Origin of the sequence: Granulosicoccus antarcticus IMCC3135, assembly GCF_002215215.1 — a bacterium.
Taxonomy (GTDB): Bacteria; Pseudomonadota; Gammaproteobacteria; order Granulosicoccales; family Granulosicoccaceae; genus Granulosicoccus; species Granulosicoccus antarcticus.
The window spans coordinates 120,937-146,920 of the sequence record NZ_CP018632.1; the positions used below are offsets into that span (position 1 = coordinate 120,937).

The 25,984-nt window shown below is 55.0% G+C and carries 27 protein-coding genes; 9 read left to right on the plus strand and 18 right to left on the minus strand.

Going from position 1 to position 25,984, the window contains the following annotated elements; all coding sequences use genetic code 11:
* Nucleotides 1–14: 14 nt before the first annotated feature.
* Nucleotides 15–779, plus strand: a complete 765-nt coding sequence (locus IMCC3135_RS00535; protein ID WP_236994721.1) for an ABC transporter permease — start codon at nucleotides 15–17, stop codon at nucleotides 777–779.
* Nucleotides 748–1,506 carry an ABC transporter ATP-binding protein gene (locus IMCC3135_RS00540; RefSeq protein WP_205737846.1) on the plus strand — a complete coding sequence of 253 codons (759 nt, stop codon included), beginning with the start codon at nucleotides 748–750 and terminating at the stop codon, nucleotides 1,504–1,506. Before IMCC3135_RS00535 ends, IMCC3135_RS00540 begins: the two co-directional genes overlap by 32 nt.
* A 68-nt stretch (nucleotides 1,507–1,574) precedes the next feature.
* Here the strand turns inward: IMCC3135_RS00540 and IMCC3135_RS00545 are convergent, their stop codons facing one another.
* Together IMCC3135_RS00545 and IMCC3135_RS00550 are read right to left on the minus strand one after the other, a co-directional pair.
* Nucleotides 1,575–2,375: an ABC transporter permease gene (locus IMCC3135_RS00545; protein WP_088915794.1), complete on the minus strand. Its 801-nt coding sequence runs from the start codon at nucleotides 2,373–2,375 to the stop codon at nucleotides 1,575–1,577.
* Complete coding sequence (locus IMCC3135_RS00550; RefSeq protein ID WP_205737847.1) at nucleotides 2,372–3,151, minus strand: ATP-binding cassette domain-containing protein; 780 nt, start codon at nucleotides 3,149–3,151, stop codon at nucleotides 2,372–2,374. The genes IMCC3135_RS00545 and IMCC3135_RS00550 overlap by 4 nt, the downstream gene beginning before the upstream one ends.
* 148 nt (nucleotides 3,152–3,299) lie before the next feature.
* Between IMCC3135_RS00550 and IMCC3135_RS00555 the strand changes: the two genes are divergently transcribed.
* Complete coding sequence (locus IMCC3135_RS00555) at nucleotides 3,300–3,980, plus strand: response regulator transcription factor (protein ID WP_088915795.1); 681 nt, start codon at nucleotides 3,300–3,302, stop codon at nucleotides 3,978–3,980.
* A 24-nt stretch (nucleotides 3,981–4,004) separates the two neighbouring features.
* Here the strand turns inward: IMCC3135_RS00555 and IMCC3135_RS00560 are convergent, their stop codons facing one another.
* A complete protein-coding gene (locus tag IMCC3135_RS00560) occupies nucleotides 4,005–5,369 on the minus strand; it encodes an ATP-binding response regulator (protein WP_088915796.1) in 1,365 nt (454 codons plus the stop codon).
* Between the two features lie 11 nt (nucleotides 5,370–5,380).
* On the minus strand, nucleotides 5,381–6,565 hold the full coding sequence (locus IMCC3135_RS00565) for an FIST N-terminal domain-containing protein (RefSeq protein ID WP_088915797.1): 1,185 nt from the start codon (nucleotides 6,563–6,565) through the stop codon (nucleotides 5,381–5,383).
* Between the two features lie 135 nt (nucleotides 6,566–6,700).
* Here IMCC3135_RS00565 and IMCC3135_RS00570 point away from each other — a divergent pair, with 135 nt between their 5' ends.
* Nucleotides 6,701–7,057, plus strand: coding sequence for a hypothetical protein (locus tag IMCC3135_RS00570; protein WP_157735668.1), 357 nt, complete (start codon nucleotides 6,701–6,703; stop codon nucleotides 7,055–7,057).
* A 39-nt stretch (nucleotides 7,058–7,096) separates the two neighbouring features.
* On the opposite strand, the gene IMCC3135_RS00575 is transcribed toward IMCC3135_RS00570, so the two are convergent.
* Nucleotides 7,097–8,281, minus strand: a complete 1,185-nt coding sequence (locus IMCC3135_RS00575; protein WP_157735669.1) for an OmpA family protein — start codon at nucleotides 8,279–8,281, stop codon at nucleotides 7,097–7,099.
* A gap of 151 nt (nucleotides 8,282–8,432) precedes the next feature.
* On the opposite strand from IMCC3135_RS00575, the gene IMCC3135_RS00580 reads away from it, so the two are divergent.
* Both IMCC3135_RS00580 and IMCC3135_RS00585 read left to right on the plus strand, forming a co-directional pair.
* Nucleotides 8,433–9,434, plus strand: a complete 1,002-nt coding sequence (locus tag IMCC3135_RS00580; protein ID WP_088915799.1) for a tryptophan--tRNA ligase — start codon at nucleotides 8,433–8,435, stop codon at nucleotides 9,432–9,434.
* The gene (locus IMCC3135_RS00585) at nucleotides 9,431–10,444 is read left to right on the plus strand and encodes an asparaginase (RefSeq protein ID WP_088915800.1); all 1,014 of its coding nucleotides are present in this window, start codon (nucleotides 9,431–9,433) and stop codon (nucleotides 10,442–10,444) included. Before IMCC3135_RS00580 ends, IMCC3135_RS00585 begins: the two co-directional genes overlap by 4 nt.
* Here the strand turns inward: IMCC3135_RS00585 and IMCC3135_RS00590 are convergent.
* From IMCC3135_RS00590 to pta, 5 genes are all read right to left on the minus strand, one after another.
* On the minus strand, nucleotides 10,434–11,921 hold the full coding sequence (locus IMCC3135_RS00590; RefSeq protein ID WP_088915801.1) for a hypothetical protein: 1,488 nt from the start codon (nucleotides 11,919–11,921) through the stop codon (nucleotides 10,434–10,436). The genes IMCC3135_RS00585 and IMCC3135_RS00590 overlap by 11 nt on opposite strands.
* Nucleotides 11,918–12,361, minus strand: coding sequence for a hypothetical protein (locus IMCC3135_RS00595; RefSeq protein WP_088915802.1), 444 nt, complete (start codon nucleotides 12,359–12,361; stop codon nucleotides 11,918–11,920). Before IMCC3135_RS00595 ends, IMCC3135_RS00590 begins: the two co-directional genes overlap by 4 nt.
* Nucleotides 12,358–14,073: a carbamoyltransferase family protein gene (locus IMCC3135_RS00600; RefSeq protein ID WP_088915803.1), complete on the minus strand. Its 1,716-nt coding sequence runs from the start codon at nucleotides 14,071–14,073 to the stop codon at nucleotides 12,358–12,360. Before IMCC3135_RS00600 ends, IMCC3135_RS00595 begins: the two co-directional genes overlap by 4 nt.
* Before the next feature lie 9 nt (nucleotides 14,074–14,082).
* Entirely contained in the window at nucleotides 14,083–15,183 is a 1,101-nt protein-coding gene (locus tag IMCC3135_RS00605) for a GNAT family N-acetyltransferase (RefSeq protein WP_088915804.1), read from the minus strand.
* A gap of 71 nt (nucleotides 15,184–15,254) precedes the next feature.
* A complete protein-coding gene (gene pta, locus IMCC3135_RS00610) occupies nucleotides 15,255–16,253 on the minus strand; it encodes a phosphate acetyltransferase (RefSeq protein WP_157735670.1) in 999 nt (332 codons plus the stop codon).
* Nucleotides 16,254–16,342: 89 nt separating this feature from the next.
* On the opposite strand from pta, the gene IMCC3135_RS00615 reads away from it, so the two are divergent.
* A complete protein-coding gene (locus tag IMCC3135_RS00615) occupies nucleotides 16,343–17,230 on the plus strand; it encodes a helix-turn-helix transcriptional regulator (protein ID WP_088915806.1) in 888 nt (295 codons plus the stop codon).
* Nucleotides 17,231–17,261: 31 nt separating this feature from the next.
* Here IMCC3135_RS00615 and IMCC3135_RS00620 read toward each other — a convergent pair whose 3' ends face one another.
* The 5 genes from IMCC3135_RS00620 to IMCC3135_RS00640 are packed head-to-tail and all read right to left on the minus strand — an operon-like array spanning nucleotide 17,262 to nucleotide 20,208.
* The gene (locus IMCC3135_RS00620) at nucleotides 17,262–18,623 is read right to left on the minus strand and encodes a DUF3570 domain-containing protein (protein WP_205737848.1); all 1,362 of its coding nucleotides are present in this window, start codon (nucleotides 18,621–18,623) and stop codon (nucleotides 17,262–17,264) included.
* Nucleotides 18,580–18,822 carry a DUF4266 domain-containing protein gene (locus IMCC3135_RS00625; protein WP_088915808.1) on the minus strand — a complete coding sequence of 81 codons (243 nt, stop codon included), beginning with the start codon at nucleotides 18,820–18,822 and terminating at the stop codon, nucleotides 18,580–18,582. Before IMCC3135_RS00625 ends, IMCC3135_RS00620 begins: the two co-directional genes overlap by 44 nt.
* Before the next feature lie 60 nt (nucleotides 18,823–18,882).
* Nucleotides 18,883–19,341 carry a TlpA family protein disulfide reductase gene (locus IMCC3135_RS00630; RefSeq protein ID WP_088915809.1) on the minus strand — a complete coding sequence of 153 codons (459 nt, stop codon included), beginning with the start codon at nucleotides 19,339–19,341 and terminating at the stop codon, nucleotides 18,883–18,885.
* Nucleotides 19,342–19,375: 34 nt separating this feature from the next.
* Complete coding sequence (locus tag IMCC3135_RS00635; RefSeq protein WP_088915810.1) at nucleotides 19,376–19,921, minus strand: cytochrome b/b6 domain-containing protein; 546 nt, start codon at nucleotides 19,919–19,921, stop codon at nucleotides 19,376–19,378.
* Nucleotides 19,922–19,932: 11 nt separating this feature from the next.
* Nucleotides 19,933–20,208 carry a PepSY domain-containing protein gene (locus IMCC3135_RS00640; RefSeq protein WP_088915811.1) on the minus strand — a complete coding sequence of 92 codons (276 nt, stop codon included), beginning with the start codon at nucleotides 20,206–20,208 and terminating at the stop codon, nucleotides 19,933–19,935.
* Between the two features lie 154 nt (nucleotides 20,209–20,362).
* On the opposite strand from IMCC3135_RS00640, the gene IMCC3135_RS00645 reads away from it, so the two are divergent.
* On the plus strand, nucleotides 20,363–21,031 hold the full coding sequence (locus IMCC3135_RS00645; RefSeq protein ID WP_088915812.1) for a response regulator: 669 nt from the start codon (nucleotides 20,363–20,365) through the stop codon (nucleotides 21,029–21,031).
* Nucleotides 21,028–22,533 (plus strand): sensor histidine kinase, encoded by a 1,506-nt coding sequence (locus tag IMCC3135_RS00650; protein ID WP_088915813.1) that lies wholly within the window; start codon nucleotides 21,028–21,030, stop codon nucleotides 22,531–22,533. The genes IMCC3135_RS00645 and IMCC3135_RS00650 overlap by 4 nt, the downstream gene beginning before the upstream one ends.
* On the opposite strand, the gene IMCC3135_RS00655 is transcribed toward IMCC3135_RS00650, so the two are convergent.
* The 3 genes from IMCC3135_RS00655 to IMCC3135_RS00665 form a co-directional block, all read right to left on the minus strand.
* Nucleotides 22,530–23,363: an ABC transporter substrate-binding protein gene (locus tag IMCC3135_RS00655; protein ID WP_088915814.1), complete on the minus strand. Its 834-nt coding sequence runs from the start codon at nucleotides 23,361–23,363 to the stop codon at nucleotides 22,530–22,532. The two genes, IMCC3135_RS00650 and IMCC3135_RS00655, sit on opposite strands and share 4 nt — an antisense overlap.
* A 239-nt stretch (nucleotides 23,364–23,602) precedes the next feature.
* Nucleotides 23,603–24,154, minus strand: a complete 552-nt coding sequence (locus IMCC3135_RS00660) for an AEC family transporter (protein ID WP_088915815.1) — start codon at nucleotides 24,152–24,154, stop codon at nucleotides 23,603–23,605.
* A gap of 38 nt (nucleotides 24,155–24,192) precedes the next feature.
* On the minus strand, nucleotides 24,193–25,668 hold the full coding sequence (locus tag IMCC3135_RS00665; RefSeq protein WP_088915816.1) for an NAD-dependent succinate-semialdehyde dehydrogenase: 1,476 nt from the start codon (nucleotides 25,666–25,668) through the stop codon (nucleotides 24,193–24,195).
* Nucleotides 25,669–25,984 lie beyond the last annotated feature (316 nt).

The window sequence follows — 25,984 nt, forward strand, 5'->3', positions numbered from 1 at the left end:
ATCGGTATAGACAGGTGAAGGGGGGGCGTCTTCAATCACTGGGGCAGCTTGTCCTGTCCCTGGGTCTGTTTCTACTGGTCTGGCAATTGGCTGCACAGGCTGTGGACGATCGGACCTTGCCAACCCCGATGGCTGTCTGGCAGTCGATGGTGGTCGAGTGGCGTGCCGGTGATCTGTTTTTTCATCTGGGTGCCACCTTGCTGCGGGTGCTGGCCGCCTTTCTGGTGGCGATGACTATCGGTTCTGCCATTGGCATCTGGCTTGGTATGCAACCATTGGCAGATCGTCTGGTAGACCCCTGGCTGATTCTGTTGCTCAATATTCCGGCGCTGGTCATTATCGTACTCAGCTATATCTGGTTCGGACTGAATGAGGCTGCAGCGATTGGTGCGGTCGCTCTCAACAAGATTCCCAACGTGGTGGTGACCTTGCGCGAAGGGGCTCGTTCGCTCAACCCTGAGTATGCCGAAGTGGCAGTGGTGTATCGTTTCGGTTTCTGGAAACGTCTGCGACATGTTGTTTTGCCGCAGTTACAGCCATTTTTTGCAGCGGCGACCCGTTCGGGTATTGCTCTTATCTGGAAGATCGTCCTGATTGTAGAATTGCTGGGACGCTCCAACGGTGTGGGATTTCAGATTCATCTGTACTTCCAGTTGTTTGATGTGGCTACCATCCTGGCCTACACCCTGGCGTTCGTTGGCGTCATGTTACTGGTGGAATATCTACTTCTCCAGCCTCTGGACAAACATGCCAATCGATGGCGTGGTGCCCGTGTCTGAATCGGCAATGGAAAGTGACCTGATGACGGAACAAGCTTTGCGTGTCTGTGTTCAGGGGCGACGTTTTGCACTGGCTGGTGGCGATACATTGCATGCTGTGGGTGCGCTGGATTTCTCTTTGCCTGCCAATTCATTCACCTGCATCGTAGGGCCATCTGGTTGCGGCAAGACCACCACCTTGCGAATGATTCTCGGATTGGATAAACAATATGATGGCAGCATTCATTTGCCGGGTAATGGTCCGATAGCTGCGGTCTTTCAGGAGCCTCGCTTGTTACCGTGGCGCACGGTTGAACAGAACATTCGCCTGGTCTTGCCAGAATCTCGTCAGAATGACTCTCTTGATGAGCTGCTGGTCAATCTGGGACTTGAGGATCTGCGTGGTTTCTACCCCAACCAATTATCATTGGGGTTGGCACGGCGGGTGGCTCTGGCCCGGGCGTTTGTGCTCAGACCACAGCTACTGGTGCTGGATGAGCCCTTTGTTTCGCTGGACGAGCCTACCGCGGTACGCTTGCGTACTCTGTTGCTGGATCTGTGGCAGCTACGTCCCACGACTATTCTGATGGTGACGCACAATGCGGAGGAGGCGGCATCACTGGCCGATCGTATCCTGGTGTTCAGTAAACGACCGGCGCAGATCCTCAGGAGCATCGATATTGATACGCCTCGCCAGCAACGGGATCGGCCGGTGATCGATTCTATTGTCAGTCGTCTGGGTGACTGAGGATTTCTGAAACAGACAAACTGATACTTGAGTTAGGGATAGTTTCACGATCCCTTAAAGGCCGGTCTTCAGGCTGATGCTGTGCGGGCTGCCCGGAAGCGTCGGGCAGGATTGTATGACCAGCTTGCGGCCATGAAAAAGGCCAGGGTACAGCCGGTTACCACCAATAGGGCGATGAAGTTGAACTGACCATAAAAGGCAAAGCGAATAGCTTCGACGGCATGACTGAACGGATTCCACTGGCAGATGCGGGCGAGCCAGTCGCTGGATTCACGCATTTTCCAGATGGGATACAGCGCTGATGAAAGAAAGAACATCGGAAAGATCACAAAATTCATGACTCCGGCAAAGTTCTCCAGTTGCTTGACCAGCGATGCGATAAGCAATCCGAGTGATCCCAGCAATATGCCCGTGAGGATCATGACCGGTAGTGCCAGCAAGACACCGTCGAAGGCAAATTCGATACCCGCTATCCAGGCTACCAGCAGGAATGTGGCAATCTGCATGAGTGAGACCATGACGCTGGCGAGAAGTTTGCACAGTAATAGATACCAGCGAGGCAAAGGTGCGGTCAATAGCACCCGCATACTTCCCATCTCCTGGTCATAGACCATAGACAGGGAGGACTGCATGCCGTTGAATAGCTGGATCATGCCGATCAGCCCTGGCACGATATAAACCTCGTAGCTGATATAGGTCTGGTAGGGCGGAATGATGGACAGACCCAAAGCCGCCCGGAAGCCTGCAGCGAAGACCACCAGCCACAGCAAGGGGCGCACGAGGGCGGCGATGAAGCGCTCTCGCTGCTGGAGAAAACGCATGAGCTCTCGGCGTACGATGCCGGCCATCGCCAGCCAGTAGAGTTTCATGATTGCATTACCCTTTGCATGAGTGCCGTCAAGTCAGCGACCTGCTCCTCGGCACACAGCTGCTGGGCCAGACCATCGCGTTGCAGCTGCCCGTTGTGCATCATCAGCACACGATCGCTGTCACTTATCTCATCGATCAGGTGAGTGGCCCAGAGCACCGCACAGCCCTGCAGATCGGGCAGGGCGTGGATGTAGTGGATAAGTTCGGTGCGGGTCGGTATGTCCAATCCCACCGTCGGTTCATCAAGCAGCAGAATGCTCGGATCGTGCAGTGTGGCTCGTGCAATCTCTACTCGCCGTCGATGTCCACCGTTGAGAGTGCGTACCTTGTGGTTGCGCCGATCCTGTAAATCCAGACGTTGCAGCGCTCTGTCGATACGGTGGCGTGCATCTGGACGAGTGATGCCATGCAAGGCGCAGAAGTACATGAGGTTCTGTTCCACACTCAGATCCAGATCCAGCGTCTGTGACTGGAACACGATGCCCAGAGGGGCCAGAGCATTGGCACCCTGCAGCAACGTTTTGCCATTGATGGCTATGGAGCCGCTGTCAGGGGCAAACAGTCCGCAGATCAGAGAAAACAAAGTGCTCTTGCCCGCGCCGTTGGCTCCCAGCAACATGACGTTTTCAGCCGCTTCGATGCGGATGGATACATCGTCCAGAGCTTGCTTGCTTCCATAGTTGAAGCTGACTTTGCTGATGTCCAGCGCCGGCAGTGTTGCCTGCGTGCTGGCATCGTCTGGAGGCTCGGTTGTTACCATCGGGCTGCTGTTCATGAATGACTCGAAAATAGCACGTTGAACGTTGGCTGGTTTGCCATTATGCAGCGATTGAACCGGGTAAATCTTCTGGGCCTAAAAACGAATAGTCATAATTACATGACACGCGTAGGATGAAGCGGATGGTATTCAAGCGACCCCTATCATGAGTGATCCTTCCCAAGTTCTGATTATCGATGATCACCCATTGTTCAGAGAAGCATTGGGCTCAGCGCTGGCATTGGCGTACCCGGAGGCCAGGTCCCGGGAGGTGAGCAATCTGGATGATGCGGTCAGTGTGCTCGAGGCAGATCGCGAGTTTGATATTGCCTTGCTCGATCTGAATATTCCGGGTGTCAATGGTTTTGAAGGCCTGCTCAGACTGCGGACTCTGCACCCCAGGTTACCGGTGCTGGTCGTATCAGGCCTTGAGAATGAGCAGATCATTGATGAGGCCATCACTTATGGCGCTGCCGGATTTCTACCCAAATCGCTGGGGCGTGAGGTGCTGGCAACGGCCATCGCCATCATCATGGAAGGCGGTATCTATGTGCCAGACAGGCTGGATACGGATCATGGCGCCGATGCTGCGAACGACAACGCCAGAATTATCGAGCGGCTCTTGAGTCTGACTCCGCAACAGCTGCGCGTACTGTTCATGTTACGTGAAGGTTTGTTGAACAAGCAGATTGCCTATGAGCTGGATGTTGGTGCCACAACGGTCAAGAAGCACGTGTCAGAAATCCTGCGCAAGTTAAGTGTTCACAGTCGTACCCAGGCTGTTATCGAAGTGTCAAAGCTGGATCAGGATGATCTGTTCGATGTGGAAAAACGCTTCCTTAACTGAGAGCTGGTGCGCGGTGAGGCCTGTCTAGTTCTCGCTCAGGTCTGCGGCTCGCGCTCTCAGATGCATCAGCAGGGCTCGTAGTTGTGCAGGTTTGACCGGCTTCTGCATGATTTCCAGTCGCCGTTGATCCGCCATGGCCCAGAGTCTGTCTGATGGGGCCGCAGTGACAACAACAGCCGGCAGACGTCGACCGGTACGCTGGCGCACGATGCGAATTATCGAGGTGCCGCGTTCATTGTTGTCCAGATGCTGATCGGCAATGATCAAGTCCGGTTCCCAGGACTTGTCATGGTTCAGGACATCCATGGTTTCCTGGGTGGAGCTGGCCACACGCAGGTCACATCCCCACTGGCTCAGTAGAGTGTTCATGGCCTTGAGCGCCACCAGATCATTTTCGATCAATAGTATTTTCGTATTGGCAAGCTGCGCACCGCTGAGCTTTTCGGGCATCCGGCCCCCTGCCAGAAACTGTGTTGGTTCCTTGAAGGGCAGGGTCAGCTTGAAACAGGAGCCTCTGTCGACACGGGAATTGACCGTCAACTCGATATCGAGCGCATTCACCATACGTTCAACGATGGCCAGGCCCAGACCCAGGCCTGCATAGGAACCATCCAGTTCATTCTGTCCCTGGGCGCAGCGATGGAACTCGACAAAGATCTCTTTGATGCGAGCGGGTTCGATGCCGATGCCGGTGTCGGCAATGCGCACATGTACCTTGCCTTCATGACGTCCGGCAACCAGCAGTGCGCCGCCTTCGCGTGTGTAGCGTAGTGCGTTGGTGACGATATTCTGAATGGTACGACGTAACATGGTGGGGTCGGACCAGACGTGCAGACCGCTGCGTTTGACTCGTAGTTTGAGATTGCGAACGCGGGCGACCGGCTCGAAGTCAGAGGCAATGGAATCGAACAGATTGTCGAGTGAGACGGTTTGCCAGTTAGGGTGCACATCGCCTGCATCGAGTCGCGACATGTACAGCAGATTACGCAACAGATCGTCCATGGTCTCCAGCGATTGTTCAACCTGTCTGGATAGCCGCACGCCTTCATCGCTGGCTTGTATGGTGCTGAGTGAGGACATCAGTAGCATGGCAGCATTGAGAGGTTGCAATACATCGTGACTGGCTGAGGCCAGAAAACGGGTCTTTGAGAAGTTGGCTTGCTCCGCAGCATCCTTGGCGGTGACCAGCTGCAGGTTGGTCTGTTCCAGATCGACCAGTGTGCTGGATAGCTCCATGGTTCTGCGCCGCACCTGTTCCTCAAGCACGATGGCGGCTTGAAACAGGGAATAGGCATTGCCTTGCTGATCCATGGAGCGTTCGACCCGTTCCATCAGAGCTTTGTTGATCTTGCGAAGCTTGCGTAGCTCCTCCTGTTCGGCACTGCCCATGATTAACGCGTCTATGGCTTGGGAGGGACGCCAATGGCGATCCCGGTAATGGTTTGATTGTCGTGTAGTGAGTTGAGCTGTTCGCCATAGGCATTGAAGCCGACGAAACGTTTTTCCCGGTAAAGAGACGATATCCGGTGTGTGGTCTGGCGGTTGCGTGCATCGAGTTTGCGAGCGATGCAGTCGAATCCGAACATCAAATCGATGGCCCCGATTTCCGTTTCAACCTCTTCGATGGCCTTGCGTGAAGAGGCAACCATGCCTTCGGAGCGCGCCACCGTCAGCACCAGGCCATTGTCGATGGCACAGAAGAAGGTCAGAGACTGATCATCATTCAATTGCTGGATGGCGCGACAGTAATAGCGGCCGCCAAAACGCACGATGACTGAATAGGAGGCAAAGCTGCCAGCGTTCAGTTCTTCGGTGCTCATGCCGATCGCATTGGCATAGGCGATGGCGGCAGGCTCAGCATTGAATTCACTGACACGACGCAGATCCGGATCAGCTTCGGTGACGACCAGTTTGTGTTCTGTCGGGACGAAATTGTTGTTGGTGAATATCTGACAGGGCAGGCGACAGTGAATCAGGGTCAGAACCGAGGCACTGCTCAAGACCTGGCCATTGCTTATCTGCGAGGTGCTCTGGAAGTGCAGGTCGTCTCCTGCCGAACCACCAATCAGGGGAATGCCTTCCAGGCCACGATCGATGGCAACTGTGACGGTTTCCTCAGAGTAGGAGAGCCCGTCAATCAGGTTCATGGCAAACAGGCCGCGCTTGTCATCCGGGTTGCCCAGTTCGAGAAGAAACTGATTGCGTGTATCGCTGGTGAGCCTGGCAATCGTCTCCATGCCCAAGGCTGCGACATTGTCCATGACCAGTGTCATGACTTCGAACCAGAGAGCTGGCAGCAAGATTACGACAAAACCATGCTCCTGCATGCCATCAGGCGTCACTTCGCCGCTGGTGGAGCAACCGCAGAAGGTCAGAGAAGGCGCCAGTACGGCCAGTTGGGAGACAATATCGGCGGCTTGATGCCGCGTGGGTGAGAACCAGATGATTGCCAGTGCGCTCTCTTCACTCGAGCTGTGTGTCGCAATGCTCTGGCACAGGCTGATGGTGTCAGCCGTGTCGCTCCATAGAACCTGCACGCCACTGGCATAGCGTTGGGTCTTGATGGTGTTGGCGGAGGCATCCACGATGAGGCGAGGAATTTTCTGAGAAAAATTGAAGGCTCAGTGTGTCATAAAGCTTGTGCTGCCGTGAAGCTTGATGATCGCTCTGGTAGTCTGAACTGTGCCTGATGACAGGCAGGCAGATAACAGAGAATGTGCATGAGTGAGTCTGAAGACAAGCCCCAGGGTCAGGCATTGCCTGAGCGCCCGGACGAATGGCTGAACGGTATCGCGGCGGAGGCCTGGCAGGCTTTCAATGCCATGGAGACCACCAAGCGACGGCATTTTTCCTTGTTGGAGGTCATGGATAATCGCAAGAAGAATTACAACATCGATCCCTATGAGCGGGAAAAGGCCATGTTGGCTTACCTGCTGCGTGATCATGATGAGCAGGTGCGACGCTTTACCGAGTCGAGCAGGGAGCTGAAGGCTCTGGATTCAGAAGCTCACAAGGCTCTGTTTATCTATATTGGTGAAATCAGCCAGGACTCGCTGACTCCACGCGTGACCCATTGAGCCGGGCTGGCAAAGCTTGAGCTTGCAAAACAATGACCTTCACTTAAGACGATGTAGCTCGACGCGGCGGTTGGCGCGTCTGCCAGCAGCCAGGGTATTGTCGTAGGCGGGTGCTGATTCGCCCATGCCCCGTGCCTTGAGTTGCGCAGGCTCCACGCCGAGTAGTTGAAGGTAGTAGCGCACAGCCTCTGCCCGTTCGCGGGAATCTCGCTGATTGATGTCAACCCGACCTGCGTTGTCGGTATGTGAACGGATTTCGAAAACGCTCTCCGGCATTTTCTGCAAGGCGCGGGCAACACGCTCCAGCACTTCGCGGCTGGCCACATCCAGATAGCTTTGACGACTGGCAAAGCGCACGCCTGTCAGCCGCACAGGGTCTTCATTGGCGCAGCCCAGTTCGTCAGCCCTGTCTTTCAAGACGGAAGCCGAAGGTACTGGAATAGCCAGGGCGGGTGTTGGACGCAGGGCCAGAACCTCACTGGTCGGGGGCAGGCACAAATCCCTTGAATCAGGCACACCATCATCATCGATATCCGGGGAGCAGCGTTCGTCGCTAGTTGAACCAGGCGAACAGGGCTCTGTGACCAGACTTTCGAAGGGGGATAGAGAAAAGCGCAGGCGCAGGGCCGGTAGCTGTCCGCCCGTTTGCCGGTAAGTGACGACTTGCCCGCGGGTTTGCCAGTCTCCGGATGGAGTTTGGGGCACTTGTTCCGATGTGCTCGGTTGCAGGCTGGCATCAGCATCGAGTTTGAGCAAGCTGACATTACCCGGCAATATCCAGGTGAGAGACCATTGCACCTCTTCGGCCTCTGTGAATCGGATGTCAAGCTGCTCGAGGGCCGTATTCAGTTCGAAAACACCAGGGTAGGGCTCGCTGAGTCCTTGTTCGTAGCGATGCTGGTAACGGGTCATGACACTGCCCGAGGATAGAGAAAGCTGATCGGGATTTTGCTCATGAATGCTGGCGAATGCCTGCCAGTCGGGGCCTGCGAAGCGAGTTTCCTGTGTTACGCGCTCGGCAGGTAACGTTGCCACAACGGGATTAGCGCTGGTCGCCAGCCACTGCTGGGCAACATAGTGCCGTCCGTCTGGATCGAGCACAATCAGCCGGTCACTGATGGATTCTGCCTGCAGAGCGGAGGAGGTGAGACTGGCCAGCAGCAAGAGGCCAAGGTTAAGTGATTTTCGAGCGTCAATCGGTCGAATCCTGAGTCTGTTCGCCATAAAATAGAGAGTTGGGCGCGATAATTTGCGGCGCTTGCGTGTGTGTGGGGCCTGTGGATGGAATAAGCCGCCGCTGAGAACGGTGGAGCTTGGTACACTGGCCTCAACGCAGAACCCGCGTTGGCGGGCGTAGAGAATAGACCAATTACGCATGTTGAAACAAACCTGGCTTACTGGCATTACCACTTCCGGAACACCCCACCTGGGTAACTATGTGGGTGCGATCCGACCAAGCGTTGACGCAAGTCACGATCCGGAGCGAAGCGGCTTTTATTTTCTGGCCGATTATCACGCCCTGATCAAGAATCAGGACCCGGCCATGCTGCGCCAGTCGCGGCAAGAGATATCCGCCGCATGGCTTGCACTGGGCTTGAATACGGAACGAGCGACCTTCTACCGGCAATCCGACATCCCCGAGATCATGGAAATGGCCTGGATGCTGACGTGCATGACCGCCAAAGGTTTGTTGAACCGGGCCCATGCCTACAAGGCATCGGTGCAGGACAATGTTGACAATGGCGCCGCTGATCCGGACAAGGGCATCACTATGGGTCTGTTCAATTACCCCGTGCTGATGAGCGCCGATATACTCATTTTCAAGGCCACGCATGTACCGGTTGGCCGTGATCAGACACAGCATCTGGAAATGGCACGCGACATTGCGCAGCGCTTCAATCATCATTATGGCGATCATCTGGTGCTGCCCCAAGCGGTAGTGGACGAACACGCCTCGGTGCTCGCAGGCCTCGATGGACGCAAGATGAGCAAGAGTTACGGCAACACCATTCCTCTGTTCGAGACAGCGAAGAAGCTGCGTAAATCGATCATGAAAATCAAGACCAATTCGCAGGAACCTGGTGAGCCCAAGGACCCGGAAGACAATACCGTGTTCGAAATCTACCGGGCATTTGCTACAGACGAACAAGTGCAAGTCATGCGCCAGGCCTATGCTGATGGCATCGGCTGGGGCGATGCCAAGCAGCAATTGTTTGAACTGGTCGATGGTGTGCTGGATGAGCCACGCAAGCGCTATGACGAATTGATGGCCAATCCGGCACAGATTGATGCGGTTCTGGCACTCGGTGCTGAGAAGGCGCGTGATCTGAGTCAGCCGATGCTGGCAGAGCTGCGTCGTGCCGTGGGTGTTGCGTGAATCCGGTCCTGGTCAATCGCTGGCGCGGCAATGCCATCGAAAGCCGGCATCGCGGCTCTGTTGCCGTGGTGGAAGCCACCGGGCGGGTCATTGCCGCGTTGGGTGATGTTCAGCGAGCGGTCTTCCCGCGTTCCGCCATCAAGTTTTTGCAGGCGATACCGTTTGTCGAAAGCGGCGCAGTAGACACCTACGATCTCGACGATCGACATATTGCACTGTCCTGTGCGTCGCACAATGGCGAGCCGATTCATGCCGGTCTGGCGCAGGACTGGCTAGAGCGTATCAAATGTGACCACGACGATCTGGAATGTGGAGCTGAGCTGCCCATGCATCAGGCGACCCAGTTCGAGCTGATGTCAGAAGGGCGTGGGCCGCAACGTATCCATCACAATTGTTCTGGCAAACATCTGGGTTTTTTGTCTACCTGCAAGCAACTGGGTGAACAGACTGACAACTACCGACTGTACAACCATGCTGCTCAACAACGCTGGTTCGAGGTGTTGGAAAGTGTCAGTAACACCCGTGTTGCCCAACTGCCCTGGGGATATGACGGCTGCGCCATCCCCACACTGGCAATTCCGTTGCAACGCATTGCGCTGGCCATGGCCAGATTTGGCGATGTATCAAGATTCGAAGGTCCCCGACGCGAAGCGGTCGAGCGCATTCATGCGGCGATTACCAGCAATCCTTACCTGGTTGCCGGCAAGGAGCGTCTGTGTACGGCGCTGATGGAGAGACTGGCACCTCATATCATGATCAAGGTGGGTGCTGATGGAGTTTATACGGCAGTGATACCAGAGCATGGGCTGGGTATTGCCCTGAAGATTGACGATGGCAATGATGCCGCGGCACGCGTTGCCATCGGTGCCGTGTTGCAGCGTCTGGGTCTGTTGTCCGGTGAAGACATCAAGGCTCTCAACGAATATCTGCGTCCTTCTGTGGCCAATTCGCGTGGCGAAACCGTTGGTCGCATCGAGCCTTCTTCTGACTGGGAGTCACTTACGGCGTAAGTGGCGTGTCCTCACAAGCAACCAGAGAATGATAATCCAGTTGTTCCTGGTTGCTGCCGTACTCCGATATCTGCTGTTTCAACAAGGCTAGCTGGCGCAGCCGGATCAATTTGTGGAGCTGAGTGCCAAGGCGCTCTTGCTCGAGGAGCTCAAGGTCCAGGTCGGCAAACTGTGTCTGGGCCTCCACCAGGCTTGAATAGTCCGGCATCTGACTGATTTGATCAGCGATCAGCAGTAGCGAGCCGTTACTGGCCAGCGTCTGATAGGCACCTGTATAGGGCCCCATCAATTCGGGCCAGTGCTGCATCAGTGCAAGCTGCAATTCAATTTGTTTGCGCCCTATCTGGTTCTCCAGCAGGTGGCGCTGTTCTATTGTTGCTTGCTGCTGCTGGTCATTCAGGGCCAGTTTCTGGCGAATGGCAGCAGGGGCTGCCCCAGCGGCAGTGTCCACTGCGGCAGTTCCCACTGGGGTATCAATCTCGTATTGGCTGGCCAGTTGCGCGAACATGCGTGAATATTCGTTGTCGGGCAGAATCGCAGGAGAGGGTAGCCAGCGCAGATACCAGGGTTGCCACTGATCCAGATAATCTTCGCTGGTCGAGCGTGACAGATCGGTGCTCACGGCTTGCTCGAGGGTGTACAGATGAGCTTCGCGCAGTGTGGTGATGCCATCCTTATTGGCATCCGGGTTGTGACTGGTTGCCTGGCCATTGCGATCCTCACCGGCAAGTGCTGCAAAGAAGTAGGTGGTGTAATCACGATAGTCATCGGTGTCGATGCTTGCACTACAGCCTTCTGCCAGGCGATAGGCGGACTCGGCGGTAAAGCCACAGCGAGGCGTGGAATTGAGTTCCAGGCCCTTTTGCGATTCCTTGTAGGCGAGTCGGTGAAAACCACCCGAGTAGCACTGTGTGAATACGAACCGAAAGGGTGCGGTCCGCGGTTCCAGCATCTCGTGCAGTTCTCTGGCCGTCAGTGTCGTGTCGTCCCATAAGTTCAGGGTGACCCGGTCCGGCGTGGTCATCGACTGACTACCGTGACCGTTGTAGACCAGCAAGAGGTCCTGATCGTCGGTACGCTCGATGATGTCGCGTAATTTTGGTTCCAGTTCATTTCGGCGAGTACTGCCCAGTACATTGGGCACCGAGTGTTCTCGGTAGCGTCGATTCTCGAGCACCCAGTCGTAGAACACGCGTGCCAGTGGCTCGGTTCTGGACTGACCCTGCTCAGGGACTACGACGTAATGAACATCTGCGCCGGGCTCATCGCCATCGGTGAAATAGGTGTCGACGGTAATGTTCTGTGTTTCCAGAATACTCTGGACCCACTTGACGTTCAATTCGATCTGTCCCTGTGAACCGTGAACGTTGTACCCACCGCCGATCAGGACAGCTTCAGTGCTGAGAGCGCTGCCTGAATACAGCAGGCTCAGGGCACTCGCTGTCAGCAGTTGTCGCGCGTTCTTCCAGTGTATCAACGCAATCTCCCGCGGCGTGTGAAGCCTGCCAGCACGTCAAGAAATCGATAGGCAATCGCCAGCAGCAAGCCGGTTAATACCAGCGTTGGCAACGCATTGGCTGCCTGTTGAAAAAGCATCAATGCAAGCAAGGCACCCGTTAGCGGGAGGGAAATGCCAGCCAGCCACCAGCTGATTCGCTTGCGTGACATCAGCAGATAATCCGCAACAGCGATCAGGCCTAATGGCAGTGTGATGGACAGGCTCTGCTGGTAGCCGTTCAGAAAGTGTTCGAGCATCACTCGCTTGGGCGTTTGTGACCAGGCATCCAGTTGCCAGCCATCACCTTGCAGATAAGCCAGCAATGAGCTTGAAAACACATAAGCGGGCCAGGCCAGGGCGCTGATAAGAACCCACAGGCCCAGCAGGTAGATCGTTCCAGCTTTGCGACGAGCTCTCATTTGCCGGTGTCAGGCTGCGCGCTGGCCTGTTTGGAAACGATGAAGGAGCCGATAGCCAGATAGTCCAGGCCTGTCGAGAAGAAGCAGCGGATGGCATCTCGAGGGGACTCGACTACGGGTTCGCCCTGAATGTTGAAGCTGGTGTTCAATACCACGGGTACCCCTGTTCTTTGCCCCAACTGGGTGATGAGCTCATGATACAGCGGGTTGGTGTCCCTGCGTACGGTCTGCAAACGTGCGCTGCCATCCACATGGGTGATAGCTGGCAATTGTGCCTGTTTGTCTTCGCGCACCTGGCAGACCTTGAGCATGAAGGGAGCCTCTACCTGAATATCGAAGAACTCGCCAGCGGCCTCAACCGTTGCCGAAGGGGCAAAGGGTCGATAGGCTTCGCGGAATTTGACTTCGCTGTTGATTTTGGCCTTCATGTCCGGATAGGCCGGGTTGGCGAGGATGCTGCGAGCCCCCAGTGCTCGAGGGCCGATTTCCATACGACCCTGGAACCAGCCGAGAATATGACCTTGCTCCAGCAGTTGGGCTGCCTCCAGAGCAACGTTACCGGCTCGATGGTAGGAGAGTTTGAATTGTTTCAGCAACGCCTCGATGTTCACGTCGTCGTATTGATTACCGACATAGGGATTGTCATGAACGGCGGTACGCGGCTGAGCAAGCGTTTGATGCAGTACGGTAAAGGCGGCGCCGATGGATGTGCCGTTGTCGCCCGCTGCCGGCATGATGTAGACATCATCAAAGCCTGCCTCGCGTAGCAGGCGTCCGTTCATGACGCTGTTCAGGGCGACACCGCCTGCGATCACCAGATAAGGGGCGTTGGTTCGTTGCTTGAGAATGCTGGCCATGGCAAGGGCGCACTCTTCCAGCACTTGCTGGAAGGCGGCGGCCACGTCGTGGTGATGTGTCTTGAATTCACCATCAAGGGGCCTGGGTTTGCCAAAGGTCTGATGGAATAGGTCCGAACAGCGGCGGTAGCCCCAGTACTGGTAGCTGAAGTAGTCAAGGTTGACCTGTAATTGGCCCTCGGCATTGACTGTCACGCATTTTCTGGCCTGCTTGATAAAGCTGGAAGCATCACCCAGAGGTGCCAGTCCCATGGTTTTGCCTTCATCGTAGTTGGGTTTGAAACCGCAGAACTCGGTAACGGCCTCATAGACCGAACCCAGAGAGTTGGGGAACAGGCTTTCGTTGAAGCAGGTAACGTCTGTACCACGACCTTCACCCAGCCAGGCACAAGCCCATTCACCGGAGCCGTCGATAGCCATGATGGCAGCGTGCTCATAGGGACTGACAAAAAAGCTGCCGGCGGCATGTGCCAGATGGTGCTGTATGTAGTGAACCTGAGGCGACTTGCCACTGGGCCAGTGGGCTTTCATGAAAGCCTTGAAGCGCTGTTGCTTGAAGATACCTGCAACCAGTTCATGCTTGATGAAGGGCAGGCTCTTGTGCGGCGCTTTCAGGGCGTAAAGAGTTTTTGGCAACCACTGGTGCGTCGGTTTGATCGAGAGCGCTATATGGTCAATGTCGGCATAATCGATGCCGGCGACCTCAAGACATCGCTGAATGGCCAGTTCAGGAAAGGCACGAGTGTGCTTGTCACGCGAAAAGCGTTCTTCTTCCAGCGCCACCACCAGTTCACCATCGCGCACAATACAGGCGCTGGTGTCGTGGAACCATGTGTTCAGTCCGAGAATAATCATACGATCAATTTATGCCGCACGCCGGACACGGGCGCGAGCTGTTTGTTTCAGGCGGTCCAGAGTGCGTAGAGCAAGACCACCAGGATTGTTGGCATAGCGTGTCAGATGCCATACGGATTCGGTATGTGGGTGCCAGCGCTCCGCCCAGGACGGTGAGGACACCAGGCTGAGTGTTGACAAGCCAAGTTTGCTGGCCTGTTCGGCCGTATCCTGCAATAACAGGGAGCCGGGCGAGTATTGACTGTGTTGTTCACTGTAGGCAATCTTCAACAGGCTCAGACACTGACCGGTTTGCAAGCCGAACTGCGCGGCTATGCACTCTTCATCAAGCCACAATAGAATGATCACCGGTTGCAGCCCCTCGAATCGTGGTGCCAGCAAACGGCGATAGAAATTTGTCAGTGCAGGGTCTGCAGCAATGGCCGTGGATTCTCCCTGCGCACCTTTCCAGCCGGAGGCCTCAAGGTGCAGAAATCGTGAGTAGGCTTCGGGCAGCTCGTCTGGCTGACGGACCCACTGCATGCGCAACTGTCCCGCCTCCTGAAGTTTATGACGCAAGCGTTTCAGATTGCGCCTCAGTTTACCGCTGGCTGGCGGCAAGCCTTCTTGCAAATCGAACCAGGCTGATTGGCGTGCCGGGCGTTGTTCCCAGTGCGCGTGTGTTTGGCTGACAGTTGTGTTGTCCAGATTCTGCTCGGCAAGCATGCCGAGTAGTGCAGAGCGCTCTGGCACATTGCAGATTTGCCAGTCCCACTGCGCGGTTCCTGCCAGAGACAGGGCGCTCTGGATGGCAGAATTACTCTCGATAGCGCTCATCCGGGGATGTATCAACACATCACCCAGAGTCAGGTGGTCATGCCTAGGGGCATGGAATCGATGCCGCTGGGCACGTGCCTGCAATGGCAGCATCAGCTTCAACTGGTCGCCTTGATGCACGCAGGCAAGCTCCACCGGACACTGCAGCAGGTTCTCATCCGCCGCCAGAATCCAGTCTGGATGGTGATAGAAACGCGGTTCTGCCTGCGATGAAAACAGTTTCAGCCAGCCACATTTGCTGATGCGCTCTTCATCCAGTCGTTCTATATGGGTATTGATCAGTGGCTCTGCCATGGAGCGGGGAATGCCTCGCAGTCGTCCTGCTGTCTAGTTGTTTCTGGTTATCGGCGGAGCGCTGGATGACTTCAATGAATACTGCGAACCTGGGCAGCACTGACGGCCATGATATTCACGATATCGTCGATGCTGCAGCCTCTACTCAGATCATTTACCGGTTTTGCAAGTCCTTGAAGAATGGGGCCGATAGCCTGTGCACCTCCAAAACGCTGGATGAGTTTATACCCGATATTGCCGGCATCAAGGGTTGGGAATATCAAGATATTGCAAGGATTTTCACTTGCCTGTTCTGGTGCCTTGCGATGCAGAATTTCAGGGACTACGGCTGCATCGAGCTGGACTTCGCCGACAATGCGCCACTCACTGCGCATCTGCCTTGCCAGAGCCGTTGCCTGAGTGACTTTGCTGACGGCTGCATTGCGGGCGCTGCCGTTGGTGGAAAAAGACAGCATGGCCACCTCCGGCGTAATGCCGGTCAATTGTATTGCCGTATCACCGGTGGCAACTGCGATGGCCGCCAGTTGCTCGGCATCAGGATTGATAACCAGCGCACAATCACCGATCAGCATTAAATCGGAGACCGGGTGCTCTTGCTTGAGCAACATGATAAAGCAGCTGGAGACCAGGGTTTCACCCGAACGGGTGCCCACATAGCGCTTGGCATTGCGCACCACATCAGCTGTGGAGGTCGTGGCTCCAGCGACGCAGGCGTCAGCATCGCCTTCACTGACCATCAGGCAGGCAAAGGTGAGCGGGTCTTCCAGTGCATGGTCGGCCTTTTCAGCGGTCATGCCGCGATCGCCACGTTTTCGCAAAAGAGCCGCAATATAGGCATCGCGACGGCTGTAGCTGGCAGGATCTACAATGGTAATGCCCTCAAGCGAGAGTTCCAGCCTGTTGGCGATAGCCTGCAACTGCTCTTTCTGACCGAGCAGAATCGGGTCTGCAAGGCGGCGCAGGTAAGCCTCTACGGCTGCCGTCAGGATTCGCTCATCTTTGCCTTCTGGCAAGACCACACGTCGGATGTTGCTGCGCGCGGCATCCAGCACACGATCAAAAGCGGACATAGTCTTCATGCTTCGTCTGGGGGTGAGTGATTCTACGGCAAACAGGCTTGTAGTACCTATTACGCGCTCGGACAGTTAAAATTCCGCTTATGAATTTATCAGATGATCCGTACCTCACCACGCGTGAGTTGGCCGAACTGCTGCGCATCAAAGAGCGCAAGGTTTATGATATGGCGACCCATGGCGATGTGCCCTGCGTGCGTGTCGTGGGAAAGTTGCTGTTTCCACGTAGCGAAATAATGCAGTGGATTGCTGCCTCACGCTCCGGCCCGCAGGCCAATGGGGCACCAATGGTTTTGCCGCCGACGGTGCTCGGCAGTCACGATCCATTGCTGGACTGGGCTTTGCGAGAATCAGGCAGTGCTCTGGCAGCTTTCATGGATGGTAGTGCTGACGGTCTCAGGCGCATGGCTGTGAACGAAGGCGTGGCTTGTGGCACACACTTGCATGAGGCAGATGGCTGGAATGTCAACACGGTCAGTGAGCAGTTCGAGCATCAGCCCGTGGTGCTGGTGGAATTTGCAAAGCGTGTTCGGGGGCTGATTGTTGCCGCCGGCAATCCATTGCAGTTGTCAGATGTGGCCTCACTGGCGGGCCATAGGGTTGCACGCCGACAAGATAATGCTGCCAGTCAGCAGCTGTTTGAACATTTGCTGGGGAAGGCTGAGATGACTAACGATGCCGTGCAGATGGTCGAAGATTGTGCCCGGACCGAGGACGAACTGGGCATGCAAGTATTTGATGGACGCGTTGATGCTGCCTTTGGTCTGGCTTCGGTAGCATCACGCCTGAGGTTGGAATTTGTGCCATTACTGGAAGAGCGCTTTGATCTGTTGGTCTGGCGACAGGCGTGGTTCGAACCTGCCTTCCAGCATTTACTGACGTTCATGCAGAGTGAGGCTTTCAGGAATAAAGCAGCCTCTCTGGGCGGTTATGATATCTCCAGCCTGGGTAAAGTGCACTTCAACGGGCGATAACCCGGGAGCTTGCCCGGGAATTGACTAAACGCTAGAAATCCCGGATGAAGCGCACGAAAAAGGCGTCAACATCTGGGAACAGTGTCTGATCTGCCAAAGCGCCGAACTTTTTGTCCGGTTCTTTGCCCGATTGCAGGTAATATTCAGCAGCCACACTCCAGCCTCGGGTACCGGAACGTCGTCCGTATTCCAGTCCCAGAGTCGTGGCGGTAAATTCACCCAGGCGGTAATCGGCTGAGGCAAAGCTGTGCGAATCACCACTGACGGGACGCTCGCTACCCACGAAAAAGGGTGTGTAGAAGTCAGCTGCGGATTGCTGATACAAGCGTATATGTGGTTGCCAGTAACTACCGTTGTTGCTGGCAATGCGGTAGCGAAAGTCCAGTGTGTGTGAATTGATGCCCCAGTCATCAGTCAGGAAACGGTAGGAGGAATCCAGAATATTGTCTCCCAAGGCAATTTTGTATTGTGCATACAGGCTGTGCTTGGTACGTGAATCCGGCCTGTTCTCGTAGGCCACGGTAGGCAGATCTGGTTGCACAGAGTTTTCGAACACCGGGTTACCGGTTATGGGGTCAACCACACTGATGAATTTGTAAGGATCATTCAGATAGCCATCGGATGAGCTCAAGGAATAGTTGATCTGGAAAAGACTGCGCTTGTTGATGATCTGCGTCAGTCCAAATACGGCATCGATCACTTGCTTGTCACTGCCAGAGCCTTGCCGGAGCGGGTCTGTATCTTCGGGCTGCATGGCCGCAAACGGGATGGGTTCACCTCCGACGGGGGAGCCTGAGTCTGCACTTAATGAGAGGCCACCCGAGAGAGTCGTGTTGCCTGCGTTGATGTCCTTCGCCAGTCCGCCGCTGATTCCCAGTGACAGGTAGTCATATTCCTTCGACAGGGCAGTACCCAGATTGAGCGTCAACTCTTCGGCTACCGGGCGTTCCCAGTTTGCATTGAAGGTAAGGCGCGTATCCTTGAATGTGTCATCCAGTGGCGTTTGTCCACTGGCAATGGTGTAGCTGCCATTGCCCGATGGTCGGGTGAATGTCTGCGGTAGCTCCGAGCTGACCGCGCCGGTTGCCGAGGCTCCCGTGAGCGTATCCAGTGTCAGCTTGAGTGTCAGATACTCATCGGTATCCAGATTTTTCTTCGCGCTGATCACCGGTTCGATAGCACTGACACGGCCCGATTCACTGTAATACATCAGCCCTGCGCTGGTTTCCCAATCCTGCAGATCGGGAAGCCAATCGGCGCTGACACCACCGCTTGCCAGCAGCGCACCCGTGGCTATGCCCAGCGTGGCTCGTATGGATGGATGTCTGGACTTGTTCGTTTGACTGGAATCAGTTACAGCCACAGCCACCGCCTCCAAAACTGCGACCACCACTGGAGGCCTCCTTGCTGAAGTAGATGTGGTCATCCAGTGCCGCGGCGATTGGCTGGCTGGTCAATGCCATTTCTGGTCTGGCCAGCGTGCCTCTTTCCCAGGGCTGCACGCCCAGAGAACTGCAGCCGCCCAGCGCGATCAGCAGGGGGCCGAGAACGAGTATTCGAGACAAGTGTTGCAAGCGAGGTGTTGTTTTCATACAGATGTTCAATTCAATCGATTTGTCGTGTTGGTGGATGTCGGGGGAATCAGTTGCAGGCTATCTACTGATGTTCTCCGTGATCCATTGACGCAGCTCGTCGGAATCCTTCTTCCGGAAGCCCACATGTTTACCAATCAGCTGTCCTTCACGGTCATACAGGTAGGAGGTCGGCATGCCGGGGACCTCGTATTGTGCCGCTAGCTCTCCACCATGATCGAACACAATGTCGAAGGGTGTTTCATAGTCGACGAGAAATGCCACTGCGTCGTCGCGTTTTTCATCAACATTGATGGCCACGATAGCCAGATCATCCTTGTGCTCACTGGCAATATCGGCCATGAAAGGGAAGGAGGCACGGCAAGGCGTGCACCAGGACGCCCAGAAATCCACATAGACGATCTTGCCCTTGTAGTTGGCAAGATCGAAATCTGCGGCTTCCAGCTGTTGCTGAGCGAAGAGTTGATGACTTCCGGCAAAGAGTATGAGGACGCCTAGCAGCTGTTTGACAATTTTCATTTAATGCTCCGGTATGCACCGCCGTGTGCCGTGTTCAAGTGATGTCGCCGGGTTCGGCGCCTCGCTTCTTGCCATTGATCATGGCTTTGATCAGGTTTTCCTTGTGCCGATAGCTCGCATGAAGCACACCAGTAACATGAATAAGAACCATCATTAACATGAGTGTGGCGGTGGCGTCATGGATATTCATGACCCATTGCACACCCCAGAATGCATCCAGTGTGTACATCCAGCCTGTGAGGGCCGTTACCAGCATGGCCAGAATGAGTGCCACAATCATGTAGCCGCCAGCCGGATTGTGGCCAATGTAACGGGGCTCCTTGCGCCCTCGCATGGCTTGCAGGAAAGCCGCGACGCTGGCTGGTGTTCTGACAAATTGCTGGAATCGCGCATAGTAAGAGCCTGCCAGGCCCCATATCAAACGAGTACCGATCAGTAGGGCCGCACTGTAGCCGGCCCATTCATGCAGATCCCGCCAGTCCTCGGCGCTCAGCCAGGCGATGGCAAAGCTGGCGACGAGGCTCCAGTGAAAAAATCGCACGAACGGGTCCCAGACGGATATTGTCTGGTTGTTCTTCACAGGCTTGCGAACTAGTCTTTTTGTGACTTGATCAGTTCGAAGGTCTGCGGGTTGAAGTAGGCTTCAACACGTTCGCCTTCTGAGTTGAGTGCGTAAGCTTCGTAGCAGCCCTCATCAACTTTGATGGTCTTGACTTTCCAGCCATCTGATTCAAGTTTGGACTGCAGGGCTCCAATCGGTTGTCTGTCTGCTTCGGCGACGTGGCACAGATCGCTGGCATAGAGGTTGCCGGCTGCAATGGTGGCCAGCAGGCCAAGTGCGGTGAGTATGATGGGCTGTTTAAGCATGGTAAGTCTGACTCAGTGTGGCTCGATATCGAGTCAGAACAGATTGAAGTACTTAGCTGTCAGCAACCTGAAGGCAGAAGAAAACTTTCTTCAGGTTGCTGACAGGTAAATGCTATATCAATGGCGGCTGAGTTTTTCAGGAAAAACGTAACGCATGCGCATACTGCTGGTAGAAGACAACGTTCAGCTGGGTGATGCAGTGCGTGAGCAGATGCTCAGTGACGGGCATGCGATCGATCACATGCTGAACCTGAAGGATGCAGGCGCCTGTCTGAGTACGACGGCCTACGATCTTGTTCTGCTGGACATGATGCTGCCTGACGGCAAGGGGCTGGTACTACTACAGAAGCTCAGGCAGAAAAAGGATATGACTCCTGTGATCATACTCACCGCCCTGGATCAGATCTCTGATCGCATTTCGGGGCTGAACGCGGGGGCGGATGATTATCTGGTCAAACCGTTCGATCTTGCCGAGTTGTCGGCACGTGTCGGCGCTGTTGCCAGGCGTTATGCCGGCAATCCGAATCCTGTCGTAACTGTGGGTGATCTGCGGATTGACCTTGCTGCCCGGGAGTTACGCTGTAATGATCGTGTCGTCGATCTGACTCCGCGGGAATGGAGTCTGATGGAGGCCCTGGTGCAAAGGCCCAATCGAACCGTGTCCAAGGCGAGTCTGGAAAACCGTTTATATGATCTGGGTGCTGAGGTTGAAAGTAATACGGTGGAGGTACATATCAGTCGCTTGCGCAAGAAAATTGGCCGCGACCGGATTCAGACTGTGCGTGGTATCGGCTATCGTCTCGCCAATGGAACTCAGCCTTGAGCAGTATTCAGCGCAAGCTGAGTGTCAGTCTTGCGATAGGCATCACGCTGCTCTGGTTGCTGGCATCGGTGGTGTCGAGCCTGATCATTCATCATGAGCTCGAAGAAGCTGCTGATAGTGCTTTGCGGGTTACGGCTCGACAGCTGCTTGCCATCGGAGCGGTAGCATCGGAGTTTTCAGTAGAATCCGAGGCCGTCACGGAGATGGATTCGAGGACGGTGTCCGGAACCAAATCGAAACCCGAGTCTGGGTCCGGGACTGAGTCGCTGCGCACATTGCAACTCAGGAGGGCTCAGCAGGCTGAGCTGAGTGCTGGCGAAGGACGACGAATGGAAGAGGTTAAAGGCCTGTTGGGGTACGTTATCCGAGACGCTGGCGGTGCGGCACTCGTCATCGGTGGCAAGTTGCCGCAAACGTTATTGGTACAGAAGATACCTTCCGGTTTTTCCTCGATTGAAGGCTACCGGGTGTACATCGAACAGTCAGTGGTATCTCAACGTTCCATTCTCATAGCCGAGCCGTTGGAGCATCGCAATGAGATCAATCAGGGCGCCATTATCGTGCTTTCATTATCGTTGTTGCTGCTTATACCCTTGAGTCTGCTACTGGTCTGGTGGGTGGTACGTGGCAGCATGCACGAGGTGGAATCCGTGCAACAGGACATCGAGAGTCGCGGCGGTAATGATCTGAGTGTTCTTGCTACGACCGATATGCCTCGAGAACTGGTGCCGATCGTGGAGTCCGTGAATCGTCTGCTTGGTCGCTTGAGCCGGACACTGGAATCGGAGCGCAATTTCACCACCAACAGTGCGCATGAGTTGCGAACGCCCATTGCCAGTGCTCTGGCTCAGACTCAGCGACAGATCGCATCACTGCCGGATGGGACAGAGCGAGAACGTGCCAGAAGAATAGAGCAGACGCTACAAGAACTGGCCAGAACCTCGGAGAAGTTGATGCAACTGGCCAGAGCGGAATCAGGCTCGATGATCAATGATGTACCGACTAATGCGTTTCCGATCATCGAGTATCTGCTGGACGAATACAAATCCTTGCGGGTGGAAGCATCCAGGCTACAGCTTTATTGCATCACTGAGGCTCAGTTCCATACCGTACTGGACCCGGATGGGGTCGCGATTTTGCTGCGTAATCTGATTGATAATGCGCTGAAGCATGGTGCGGCGAACAGCACGATAGAGGTCGTTGTGGACAGTGAGCCCAATGAAATACGGGTGATTAACAGCGGGCCTGTGATTCCGGCTGCAGAGTTGCAGGGCTTGAAAGAGCGCTTCAAGCGTTACTCGTCCGGCACTGACGGCAATGGTGCCGAGGTGGCAGATCATGTGGACATCGGCCCGACGGGTTCCGGTCTGGGCTTGGCTATTGCCGAGACGATAGCCGGACATGCAGGCATCACACTGACGTTGCAGTCTCCTGCAAGAGGGCGATCTGACGGGTTTGAAGCCATCCTGTCGGCAGGCTGGCTTCAAACCACTAGAGCTTAATTATAGTTGGAGTTCGGGAAGAACAGCTGCTCTCCATCGATCTTGAAATCAGCGATGGCGTTCTGACCTGCTTTACCTATCAGCCAATCGATGAAAATCTGACCTTCTTTGGCTTTAACGTTCGCATGCTTGGCCGGGTTGACCAGAATCACCCCGTACTGATTGAACAGTCGCTCGTCTCCTTCTACAGCGATCTGGTAGTCACCCTTGTTGCCAAAGGCAATCCAGGTCGCTCGATCTGTCAGAACGTAGGCTGACATACCCGTACCGGCATTCAATGTGGCACCCATGCCTGATCCAGTCTCGCGATACCAATCGCCAGAGGCGGCTTGCGCATCCACATTGGCCATGTCCCACAATCTCAGTTCTGCCTTGTGAGTACCGGAATCATCACCTCTTGAGGCAAAAGTGGATTGGGTGTCTGCGATTGTTGCCATGGCAGCGGCGATGTCGGATCCGCCTGCGATACCCGCAGGGTCAGCGGCCGGACCCACCAGTACGAAGTCGTTGTACATGACATCGAAACGTTCAACGCCCTGGCCTTCTTCGATGAATTTTTCTTCAGCAGGTTTGGCATGCACCAGCAGCACGTCACCATCGCCATTGGAGGCGTTCTTGATAGCCTGACCGGTGCCGACGGCAACCACACGAACATCAATGCCCGTTGATTCTGTGAATTGCGGCAGGATGACATCCAGCAAGCCTGAATTCTGGGTGGACGTTGTTGACTGAACAACGATGAACGGGTTCTCAGCATGGGCTGTACTCAAGCCTGAGACTGCCAAGGCGATGCCAAGCAGGACACTTTTGAGTGTTTTTTGCAGAAGCATGTTGTTTGTGTGATCCTTTTCGGTGTGTGAAGTAATTATCACATCAAAAACACATCAAACAACAGTAAATACTGTCTTCAAGATGATCTGACGAATATTTTTTGTATGTCAGATCACATTTATTTCGTTTTGGATGCCCAGCATCGAAGCCTGTGCATGTTCAGCGCAGGCTGAAATATTTCTAACTCGTTCTCAACGTATGGCTATCTGTGCAGCCAAAGCCGTCCAGACTGGCAGTGTCACCAGGCCGATTGTCGAAGTGCGGCGCCCAGAGACAGCAGTACAACAGGGATGGCGGCATCGGCAAGCCTGTCCAGAAAGCTGGACACCAATATGGGCGGTGAGGTGCCCATGAGACCGACTATCACACCCAGCAAGCTTGCCAGTAGAAACGGGTTGAGCGCGATCTCGCCCAGTTTTTGCCAGCGCGAATGCGACAGGCCATTGGTCATGGCCAGTACCGCGTAGAGATTAGCTATCGGTATCGCCAAGCCTACAATGATGGCCATGATACCGACAGCTTCAGCGGGCAGAGCGGTGACTGCCACGAAGCCCAGAGCGGTATTGAAACGCCAGGCATTCTGGGATACGCCAGCTTTGTCGGATCGAGTGTCATTGCCCAGCGTTCTGACACACAAGGCCAGCAGCAGCCCCGCCGTTACCAGTACACAGGCCAGTAGGCCGATCAGCAGAAAGGAGTCCAGCTCGATGGGACGCTGCGAGGCAGCCATGAACAACAGGGCCGGGTAGAACAGGTAGTAGCAAAGCCAGTCAATCCCCAGCGAGAGCACTCAGACAAGGTGTCTCGCTGGAGTCGATAGATCAGTTTTTAGCTGATACCACCGAGGCAGAGGTATTTCATTTCCAGATAATCATCGCAGCCGTGGTGTGAGCCTTCGTGACCCTGACCTGACTGCTTGACACCGCCAAACGGTGCAACTTCGGTGGAAATAAGGCCAGTGTTGACGCCAACCATGCCGTATTCCAAAGCCTCGGCGACCTTCCATACCCGGTTCAGATCGTTGGCATAGAAATAGGAGGCCAGACCGAAGATTGTATCGTTGGCCTGTTCGATGACATCGTCCACGTCGTCGAATTTGAATAAGGGAGCAACCGGCCCGAAGGTCTCTTCGGTAGCCACTTTCATGGACTTGTTCACGCCTGTGAGTACGGTGGGTTCGAAGAAAGTACGGCCAAGACTATGCCGCTTGCCGCCGGTCAGGACGGTGGCACCGTGAGAGACGGCATCTGCAATATGATCTTCGACCTTCGCCAGTGCCTTGTCATCAATCAAGGGCCCTGCTGATACACCCTCTTCAAAGCCTTCACCCACTTTGATTTTGCTGACGGCTACCGCCAGTTTTTCGGCAAACTGATCATAAACAGCTGCCTGCACATAAATGCGATTGGCGCAAACGCAGGTCTGGCCATTGTTGCGATACTTGGAAATCATGGCGCCCTCAACGGCGGCGTCGATATTGGCATCATCAAATACGATGAAAGGTGCATTACCGCCCAGCTCCATTGAGGTTCGCATGACCTGATCGGCAGCCTGTTTCATCAGAATGCGACCAACCGGGGTCGAGCCTGTGAAGGTCAGCTTGCGAACCTTGTGGTTTTCGCAGAATTCCTTGCCCATTTCAGAGGAGGAGGTTGACGGCAGAATGCTCAGCAAACCTTCCGGCAAGCCGGCTTCCTGCGCCAGCAAGGCAATAGCCAGTGCCGATAAGGGAGTTTCAGCGGCGGGTTTGGCAACAAACGCGCAACCGACGGCCAGTGCCGGTGCCATCTTGCGAGCGATCATTGCATTAGGGAAGTTCCACGGCGTGATGGAGGAGACGACACCGATAGGCTGCTTGAGAACGATGATCCGCTTGTCGGCTTGATGCCCGGGGATGGTCTCGCCGTAGATACGCTTGGCCTCTTCTGCAAACCATTCAACAAAGCTTGCGCCATAGAGAATTTCGCCGCGGGCTTCTGCGAGGGGCTTACCCATTTCAGCCGTTAGAATGGCAGCCAGATCATCGGCGTTTTCGATCATCAGATCGTGCCACAGACGCAAGACAGCGCCGCGTTCCTTACCGGTTTTCGCAGCCCATGCTTTTTGTGCCACATAAGCGATGTCGATAGCCTGGCTGGCTTCTTCGCGACCGAAGTCCGGCAATGTGGCCAATACCTCGCCGGTGGCAGGGTTGGTGACGGAAAATTCCTTCTTGCTGCTGGATTGTGCAACCCAGTTGCCAGCAAGAAAACCTGCGGAACACAGCAAGTCCTTACGTTTCAGGAGTTTCTGAAGGTTATTCATGAAAAAGACCTATACAACAGCATGGAGTGAGAAGAAATGAATCTGACTACGAAGCCTTACTTCGCCGATGACAGTTGTCCTTTCGTCTCGTGCGAGGTGCCAGTGCGCATCAGCGATTGAACAATCAGCCTACCAGAATGTGTCTGGAAGCGGCGTAGGAGCACATTATGCGAAAATTCTCTGGTCACGAGTAGAACCAGTTGTCGAGTTTGTCTGGTTATTGCCAAGGCCTCAATCAATTGCCGCAGACACCTGTTCGCACTGAATTTATTATTTCAATTGAGTTTTAGTGCCTCTAAATACTATAGATTGCGGT